The following is an 8,091-nucleotide window of genomic DNA, read 5'->3' on the forward strand; positions in this document are numbered from 1 at the left end:
AATCTACAGAGAAACTTGGCTATGGCATGGCCCTGGCTTACTATATAATTCCCGACTTACAACTCAGAACTTCTTACGAACTGACCAACCGGATGCCTGAAGCAAACGAAATATTTGGTGATCTGGAAAATCAGGCTGCTAGTCCGAACTTAAAACCAGAAAAGAGTGATAACCTCAATTTAGGTATTGTATATGGATTTAAGATCAATGAGGTCAATCGCTTTTCCGTAACTGCTAATGCCATTTACAGATATTCGGGCGATTTTATTTACAATAAATTTGTTGGCGGGACAAGCGGATCTCAGAATTTGCTCATCGCAGACAATCGTTCGGGTGTACGCACCACAGGTATTGATGGAGAAATCAGGTATTCCTATAAAAATTGGTTAAGTGCCGGTGCTACCGTTACTTATCAGAAGTTAAGAAACCTTCAAAAATATGATCCTAAACCAGATGGTGGATTTTATGAGAACGAAAGCGTTGTTTACCTGGATCAGATGCCTAACATCCCTTACTTTTTTGGCAACGCAGATGTGTCTGCATCATTTAAAAATGTTTTAAGAAAAGGCAATAACCTTACAGTGGGTTACAATCTGTTGTACGTTAATTCTTTTTGGCTCTATTGGCCAAGCTTAGGGAGTACAAGCGGAGATGACAAAAATGGTATACCTACACAGGTTGCCCATGATATGAATTTTGTTTATAGCATGAAAAATGGCCGCTATAATGTTTCTCTGGAAGTGAAAAACATTACTAATAAACCTGTATTCGACAATTTTAGCCTGCAGAAGCCCGGTCGCGGATTCTATTTAAACTTCAGATACTTCATCAATAAATCGTAATAATCATTTTATAAAAATCAACATGAAAACAACAATTACCAAAACGCTTTCGGCTTTGGCACTTATTGCCGCTTTAAGTTCTTGCGATAAAAAAAGCGATAGGGAGGTTATCCCTGAAAATCCCGGAAATTATGTGTTAGCAGTTACACCGACTGCAATTGCAGGCGTAGCCGACTATCTGCTGACGGCCTCTAGCCTTGACGAAGGTTCTGCATCTATTATAGGTAATGGTGTTGAACAGGATGGTACTTATCGTTACTATGTAACACTTGGCAACAAATTCTTTAGTATGCTTTACGGTCAGGGTAGTCCTGGTGCTGTTACTGTTTATGATGTTAAAAACGGTAAGCTAAATAAACTAAATGATTTTACAGCTGCAACAGTTCAAGCGTTTGCGCCAGTTAATGACGACATCTTAATGGTAAAAGTATCCAGATCTTTTGCAGCAGCTGGAAGCAGTACACTGCATACCTGGTACATTGTAAATTCTAATACCAATAAGCAGACATCGGAGGGTACTATAGATGCACTTCAACCTGCCGGAAATGGTGAAATTGCCCACTTCAGCTGGATTAAACAGGTAGGCAACAAAGTATTTGCGCCATTCTTTAGCATTAAGGGCAGAACCTTTGAAACAGATTTTCCTGATTATGCAGGTATCGCGGTATATTCTTATCCGGGAATGCAATATGAAAAGACAATTAAAGATACGAGAACTAGCTTTATCGGAAGGTATTTTACAGATGGTTTGGGGCAGGTTGAGAATGGAGATGTGTACGCATTCTCTAGTTCGGTAGCAGTTAATGGCGGTGCACTTACTTCAACTAAGCCTTCTTCAATTACCCGCATCAAAGCTGGTACTACAGAATTTGACCAAAGCTACCTGATGAATTTTGAAACTGCATCTAACGGTTACGTAATCACCAACTGGTTATATATTGGACAAAATAAGTTTATTGCCAACATGGAACCTAAGGCAACTAAAGGTGCCTATGTTACCGGTAAAACTTTGGCAGTTGTTGATGTTGTTAACCAAACTGTATCGGCTGTAACAGGTTTTCCTGAGCCTGCTACCATTGTGGACGTAACTGATAATAACTACAGCCCTAAAGATGGCAAAACCGGTTACATCGGTGTGAACTTGAAAGATGGTACTACGTGGGTTTACAAGATCGATGCTTCAACCAGTAAAGCCACCAGAGGGCTTAAAGTAGAAGGTGGTTTGATCACTGCAATCCAGCACCTCCAATAATTGACCCTACAACACACCAATTACATAAAAATATAAACCTAACAAATTAGAACAATGATACCCGGAAATAAAACCTCACCACCGAAAAAGAAGAGCAAGGATTCTCTTTTTAACAGGATTAACAAATGGCTGCATTTATGGCTTGGCCTGGTTTCGGGTATTATTGTTCTAATTGTTTGTATTACAGGATGTATATGGGTGTTTAATGAAGAAATAACCGGATTGTTGGAGCCCGAAACTAAAGTGGAATGGCAGAACAAACCGGTGCTTAAACCTTCGCAGTTAACTGACATTGCCGCGAAATTGTATGCAGATAAAGTTCCTGCTTATGCCAACTATCACCAGGGTGAGGTAATTAACCTTAGTCTGAGAGATAAGATTAAAAAACCTGGACGTCGTGGTGGAGGCGGACGTAGGGGCGGAGGAGTATTGCTGAAAGTTAATCCTTATACAGGAGAGGTGATTAGCAAAGAGGTACGCAAACCGGGCGAGACAGATTTTTTTAGATTTATTCTGAATGGTCACCGCTTTTTATGGATGCCTTATGAAATAGGAAGACCAATTGTAAATTACGGAACAATGGTTTTTGTAGTGCTGCTTATTACGGGGCTGATCTGGTGGTATCCTAAGAAGTGGAACAAATCTACCCGCGATAAAAGCTTTAAGATTAAGTGGGGTGCTTCGTTTAAACGTGTAAATCTGGATTTGCATAATGTACTGGGATTTTATTCCTTGCTGTTCTTGCTGGCCATCGCATTGTCAGGGATGGTTTATGGAATAAAATGGTACAGCGAAGGCCTTTATTGGGTAACTACTGCTGGCGAAAAACTGCCGGAATTTAGAAGAATGGAGTCGGATTCTCTGCAGGCCGGTAAGTTTTATACTCCGGTGCAGGCAATGGATGCGGCATGGACAAAAGTCATTGCCAAGCACCCTAAGTCTACTGGTTTCTATTACAGTTTCCCGGATACCAAACTGGCTAAAGCAACCATCGACATTACGGTTTATCCTACTGCCGGACAGTATTACAATAGTCAKGGCTATTCTTTTGATCAACATACCTTAAAGGAGCTTAAGCGCAAGGATCCTTATTCTGTTCCTTATAATGAGGCTTCGGTTGGACAGAAACTCCGTAAAATGAACTTTGACATTCATGTGGGCAGTATTCTTGGTTTTCCAGGTAAAGTATTGGCATTTCTGGCTTCTCTGATTGGTGCAAGTTTACCAATCACGGGTTTCCTGATCTGGTATGGCCGTAAGTTCAAAAAGAAGAAGGGAAAGTCTGATTCCGGTACCGCAAGCGCTGCAAATCTTTCTGATAAACCTGCAGTAAAACCTAAATTAAAAGTGATAACTAAGGAGCAGGAGCCAGTATTGGCTGCTAACTCTGTATCAACTCAGTAAATACTATTCATTTCCTTAAAACCTTAATAACAAAAAGATGAAGAAAATAACTTTTTTAGCCCTGACCTTGTTGCTCAGCTTTGTAACCACCAGTATTTTTGCTCATGCCTTGTGGATCGAAACAGCGGCATCTGGTAAAGTAGGACAAAAGCAAACTGTTAAAGTATTCTACGGTGAGTATGTGGCCAATGAGCGCGACAGTGTAGCTAAATGGTATTCGGATGTAAAGGAATTTTCACTTTGGCTGGTAGGGCCAGATCAAAAGAAAACTCAGTTGACCCTAACTCCTGGTGCAAACCATTTTGAGGGTACTTTTACACCGGATCAGAATGGGGCTTATACTGTTGTAGTAAGTCACGAAGCCAGGGAACTTGGTGGAACCACAAAATATCATTTCTTATCTAGTGCTGATGTTATCGTAGGAAAAGCATTGCCTGCAGCAGTTCAAAATCCAAACGTATTGAAACTACATGTAGAAGGTGCTTCGGCTGCAAAAATAAATAAGCCGCTTCAGTTGAAGGCCTTCCTTAATGATGCTGCTGCAAAAGGAAAAACGGTATCTGTATTTTCTCCTAATGGCTGGTCAAGAGAATTGACTACCGATGATAACGGTGCGGCAGAATTCACACCTTTGTGGAAAGGCAGGTATGTAGTTGAAGTGAGCGACATGGATAAAACTCCGGGCCAGCATAATGGTAAAGATTATAAAGCAACCTGGAAGGGTGCTACTTACAGTTTCGAGATCAATTAAGCCCTCTTGAAAATGGGGCAGGCGAGGATTCCTCTTGTTTGTCCCATTTACTTTTCCATATTTTCTTTGGGTCTGAAGGTTTTGACTGGACTTTAGACATAAATAGACTGTTGTAGATAAATAATTGCTACAACTTTACAGCTTAACAAAGCTGTAAACAATGCATTCAAATTTCAAGTTCCAATCTGCTTTTGCAGAATCGGAAATTCTTACCTTTAATACACTCCCTCATTTTTGTACTACTGCACTGCACATGGGGCAGGCCCGAAAATTTAGTTTACTGGAAGGGGAGGTACTACTTCAATCTATAAGTCATTATCTGGCGCATATTGAATTGTTTGAATATTCGCTTAGACAGGATACGAGCATAGATTTTTTATTAAGTGAACCCTCTTTGCTTATGTACGTTGTACAACATAAAAGCGCTTGTTTTTTATGTTATCGGCCTGCGGGGGAATACCATAAAATTATACCTGCCGGAAGACATAAGATTTTAGTGATTACATTTAGTCCTGATTGGCTGATCTATAAAAGTAAAAAATTAACTGCTTTAAAACCACTTATAGCCTGTTTTAATGAGTCAGATAACAGGCATGTTAATTTGCCGGCTTTCGGTATTTCTACCAGCATTTTCAATTTACTAATTAAAATGGATGTTAAAACCAATGATTTAGCTTCTGCTTACAACAAACAAATCTGTTCACGAAATAGCGGGATTAGTTGGGTACAAAGATCCGCATTATTTTAGCAGTGCATTTAAAAAGTGTTTTGGAGTATCACCTAAATTTCTGATTCAGGGGTGAGATCCTGCCAAAGTATTTCTTAATTATTTTGGCAGTAATCCGTATTTTTTTTAAAATAAATGAGCTGCATTTTTGGACCATTAAAACACATAGTTGTAAACCATGCAAACAATATTCTTTAACCAAACAAAATTCTATTTATCTGCTAAAGCCAGAGTTATTATTGTAGATGCTATTGCTTATTTGATTCTTGCCTTGTTTATGTATACTGCTGCAAGCAAATTATTTGCTATTCGTTCATTTTCTTCTACACTGTCTAAATCACCTTTAATTGGTGAGTATAGTAAATTGGTTGCATGGGGTATTCCAATAGCTGAACTGGTTATTGGTGTGTTGTTAATTTTTGCTCCGATTAGAAAATGGGGATTGTATGCTTCATTTGTACTTATGATTTTGTTTACTCTATATCTGTTATACATGGTTTTTTCTGGCAGCAAGTTGCCCTGTCATTGTGGTGGAGTGATCAGTACAATGACATGGCAGCAGCACATCTGGTTTAATCTGGGGTTTGTGTTACTGGCATTTGCGGGGATTTTTCTTTACAGAAAATAAAGGCTTTACGCGCGTGAAACAGGTAATTGCTGTAGCCTGTTAAAATAAACACAGTCTCATTAAATTAAAACTTTAAAAATGAACAACATTAAAAAAGCGGCGCTGGGTGTGTTAATAGCGGGTTTTGCATTTGGCTTCAGTGCATTCACAACAATTAAAAGGACTAATAAAGTGCTTTATTATAAAACGGATATTACGTTTCCTCTGCCTAGTGATCCAAGAGGTTATCGTTATTATTCTGGTGATCGCTGTGAGCCAATGGGAAGTTTGTGTTCTGCTCAATGGGATATTGGACTTAATACTCATCCTACCTTAGATGGAACATTATTGCCAGTTTCTGGTATGACGTATGTATCTGGGTCCATGGTTACAGGTCATTTCGAATAAAATACATCATGGGGGTGTTACCTACCCCTGTTTTAACTAATCTATTCCCTGTCATTTTGCTGTATTCCAGTTAGGCTCAATTCCATTTCATCAATTGGAAAAATATACCTTTTGTCGTTAGGCATTAGGGTGTAAGTTTGATTGTTGAATGTTCTTGTTAAGGTAATTGAAAATCTATTATCTCTGTTTAAGCGCCTCAGATCCTGCCATCTAAGCCCTCTGAATACTAATTCCTTTCTGCGCTCATTTACAATATAGTTTAATACCTGCTCTGCATTATCGGCGTTAATATCTCTGTATTTGCGGTTATATCTGTTCCTTAAAAGGTGGTTCAAGTCTGCTAGTGCAATAGCAATTTTGCCATCTCTGGCATTAGATTCTGCACGGATCAGAAAAAGTTCATCAGTAGCTAAGCCACCAAATAAATTCTTGTCGCTATTGTAACTGCCTTTGTAAGTTGCGCTTCCATTGGTGTTGTGTTTAAAGAAAATCTTAGGTCGATAATCGTTTTCAGCATAATTACTAAGTAATGTGGGTTCAACAATTAATCTCGAAGCATTAAAAATTCCAAAGGTAAAAGTGCTTTGAAATATTACTTCCGGATTAAATCTCTGAATAGGGTAGGCCGCATCCGGATTTAATGTTGCATAATCCATTAAATCTGATTKGATTTGTAGAGCTGAATCGGCATATAAACCTGCGGGCTGGTAGTCTTCCATAGCCAAATAGGTTCTGGCCAATAATGCGAAAACTGCTTGTCTGGATGGTCTTGTTTTAAATAAGGGTGTAGTGTCCAATAAAGGAATAGCTGATTTTAGGTCTCTAATGATTTGATCGTAAGTTTGTTGTAGAGTGGAGCGTTGCAATTGTATATTCACATTGTAATCCAGTCTTAAAGGTAGTCCTAATTCTGATTTTGCTGTAGCTTGTATGTAGGCTGTACAATATTCCTGAGCAAGGTTAAAAAAATCGAAAGCACGAAAGAATAAGGCGCTGCCATATATGTTATTCCATTCATCTTGTCGGGTAGTGGGGGCTTTTATCTTTTTAATGCCATCAAGGATGACGTTTGAATTTAAGATTCGTCTGTAAGAATTTTCCCAATCGGCACTAGTTTCTCCATTATAAAAGTTAGCTGTTGGAGCCCAGGTATAAGCTGATTTTTCCTGTACGGTAAAAAGTGATTGCCATGAACTATATAAGATATAAAAATCGCCAGAGGCAATTTCAGCTAAGCCACAAGCCTGATTAATATTGAAAGTCGGGGAGGTATTATCAAGTAAGGCCCGAAAATCTTCCAGGGTTTTTGGGACAATAAGGGATTGGTCTGGATTTGCTTCCAGCCAACCTTTTTTGCAAGAGGATAATACCATCATTAAAAATATGGTGGTAAATAGTGCGATTTTATTTGTTTTCATATCACTAAATATTCTTTAAAATCTGGCCTTAAATCCAATAGCAAAACTTTTGGCTATTGGGTGAGATAATCCATTTCCTGTTGCTGGTACAAGATCAGGATCTAATCCGAAATCATTTGCCTTCCAGATAATTCCCAGGTTATTTGCATAAAAATAAAGCTGTAACTGTTTTACCGGTATGTTTTTCCAGTTGGAGCGATCAAGGTCGAAACCGATACTTATGTCCTGTAAACGAATATGGTCGCCAGGTGCTACTGTAGCGGATGAACTATTGTAGAATTTATCCCGAAAATTATTTTCTCCAAAACTCGCCATCGATGGGATGTTTGTAATAGCTTCATCTCCGCTTTTCTGCCAGCGATTTCCAAAATCAGCATTCATGGCTGAACTAATCTCTGTATTATACATTTCATAATAATTCACTGATGGTTTTCTGATATAATAGCCAAATTTATAGCTGATGTTGAAAGCTAATGTGAATTTTTGAAAGAAAAAAACATTACCTACCCCCCCGTAAATAGTGGGTCTTGCCGAACCATTATATTCCACATCTTGCATGGAACTGTTAAGAATGGCTTTGTAATCTTTACTAACCTCGCCATTCAGATAGCCTCTGGGGTCACCGTTTGTTGGGTCTAATCCTGCCCACTTGTAACTGTAAATTCCGTATACAGGTCTATTT

At 38.8% G+C, this 8,091-nt stretch carries 9 protein-coding genes and 1 pseudogene; 8 read left to right on the forward strand and 2 right to left on the reverse strand.

From position 1 onward, the window contains the following. The 8 genes from AC1DG9_RS23060 to AC1DG9_RS23095 form a co-directional block, all read left to right on the forward strand. The coding region (locus AC1DG9_RS23060; RefSeq protein WP_477635317.1) for a TonB-dependent receptor domain-containing protein at positions 1-842 on the forward strand (842 nt) is incomplete at its 5' end. 22 nt (positions 843-864) lie between these two features. Continuing rightward, positions 865-2,094, forward strand: a complete 1,230-nt coding sequence (locus AC1DG9_RS23065) for a DUF4374 domain-containing protein (RefSeq protein ID WP_288879449.1) — start codon at positions 865-867, stop codon at positions 2,092-2,094. Positions 2,095-2,148: 54 nt separating this feature from the next. Then, positions 2,149-3,498: a PepSY-associated TM helix domain-containing protein gene (locus tag AC1DG9_RS23070; protein ID WP_477635318.1), complete on the forward strand. Its 1,350-nt coding sequence runs from the start codon at positions 2,149-2,151 to the stop codon at positions 3,496-3,498. A gap of 37 nt (positions 3,499-3,535) precedes the next feature. Then, positions 3,536-4,249 (forward strand): DUF4198 domain-containing protein, encoded by a 714-nt coding sequence (locus tag AC1DG9_RS23075; RefSeq protein WP_288879447.1) that lies wholly within the window; start codon positions 3,536-3,538, stop codon positions 4,247-4,249. Positions 4,250-4,409: 160 nt separating this feature from the next. Beyond that, positions 4,410-4,997: a hypothetical protein gene (locus AC1DG9_RS23080; protein ID WP_477635319.1), complete on the forward strand. Its 588-nt coding sequence runs from the start codon at positions 4,410-4,412 to the stop codon at positions 4,995-4,997. Continuing rightward, positions 4,957-5,052, forward strand: coding sequence for an AraC family transcriptional regulator (locus tag AC1DG9_RS23085; protein WP_477635321.1), 96 nt, complete (start codon positions 4,957-4,959; stop codon positions 5,050-5,052). Before AC1DG9_RS23080 ends, AC1DG9_RS23085 begins: the two co-directional genes overlap by 41 nt. 102 nt (positions 5,053-5,154) lie before the next feature. Beyond that, positions 5,155-5,604 carry a MauE/DoxX family redox-associated membrane protein gene (locus AC1DG9_RS23090; protein WP_288879445.1) on the forward strand — a complete coding sequence of 150 codons (450 nt, stop codon included), beginning with the start codon at positions 5,155-5,157 and terminating at the stop codon, positions 5,602-5,604. Between the two features lie 78 nt (positions 5,605-5,682). Next, positions 5,683-5,991, forward strand: a complete 309-nt coding sequence (locus tag AC1DG9_RS23095) for a hypothetical protein (protein WP_288879444.1) — start codon at positions 5,683-5,685, stop codon at positions 5,989-5,991. A gap of 41 nt (positions 5,992-6,032) precedes the next feature. Here the strand turns inward: AC1DG9_RS23095 and AC1DG9_RS23100 are convergent, their stop codons facing one another. Together AC1DG9_RS23100 and AC1DG9_RS23105 are read right to left on the reverse strand one after the other, a co-directional pair. Then, positions 6,033-7,409 (reverse strand): RagB/SusD family nutrient uptake outer membrane protein, encoded by a 1,377-nt coding sequence (locus tag AC1DG9_RS23100; protein WP_477635320.1) that lies wholly within the window; start codon positions 7,407-7,409, stop codon positions 6,033-6,035. Between the two features lie 15 nt (positions 7,410-7,424). Continuing rightward, positions 7,425-8,091 (reverse strand): annotated as a pseudogene (locus AC1DG9_RS23105) (SusC/RagA family TonB-linked outer membrane protein); the annotation flags it as partial.

This window comes from Pedobacter sp. 05L430 (genome assembly GCF_056397585.1).

What these genes read in the sequence shown, in the direction of transcription:
- AC1DG9_RS23090 (WP_288879445.1), top strand. Translation starts at nt 5,155, where the DNA reads ATGCAAACAATATTCTTTAACCAAACAAAATTCTATTTATCTGCTAAA.
- AC1DG9_RS23095 (WP_288879444.1), top strand. Translation starts at nt 5,683, where the DNA reads ATGAACAACATTAAAAAAGCGGCGCTGGGTGTGTTAATAGCGGGTTTT.
- AC1DG9_RS23075 (WP_288879447.1), top strand. Translation starts at nt 3,536, where the DNA reads ATGAAGAAAATAACTTTTTTAGCCCTGACCTTGTTGCTCAGCTTTGTA.
- AC1DG9_RS23080 (WP_477635319.1), top strand. Translation starts at nt 4,410, where the DNA reads ATGCATTCAAATTTCAAGTTCCAATCTGCTTTTGCAGAATCGGAAATT.
- AC1DG9_RS23065 (WP_288879449.1), top strand. Translation starts at nt 865, where the DNA reads ATGAAAACAACAATTACCAAAACGCTTTCGGCTTTGGCACTTATTGCC.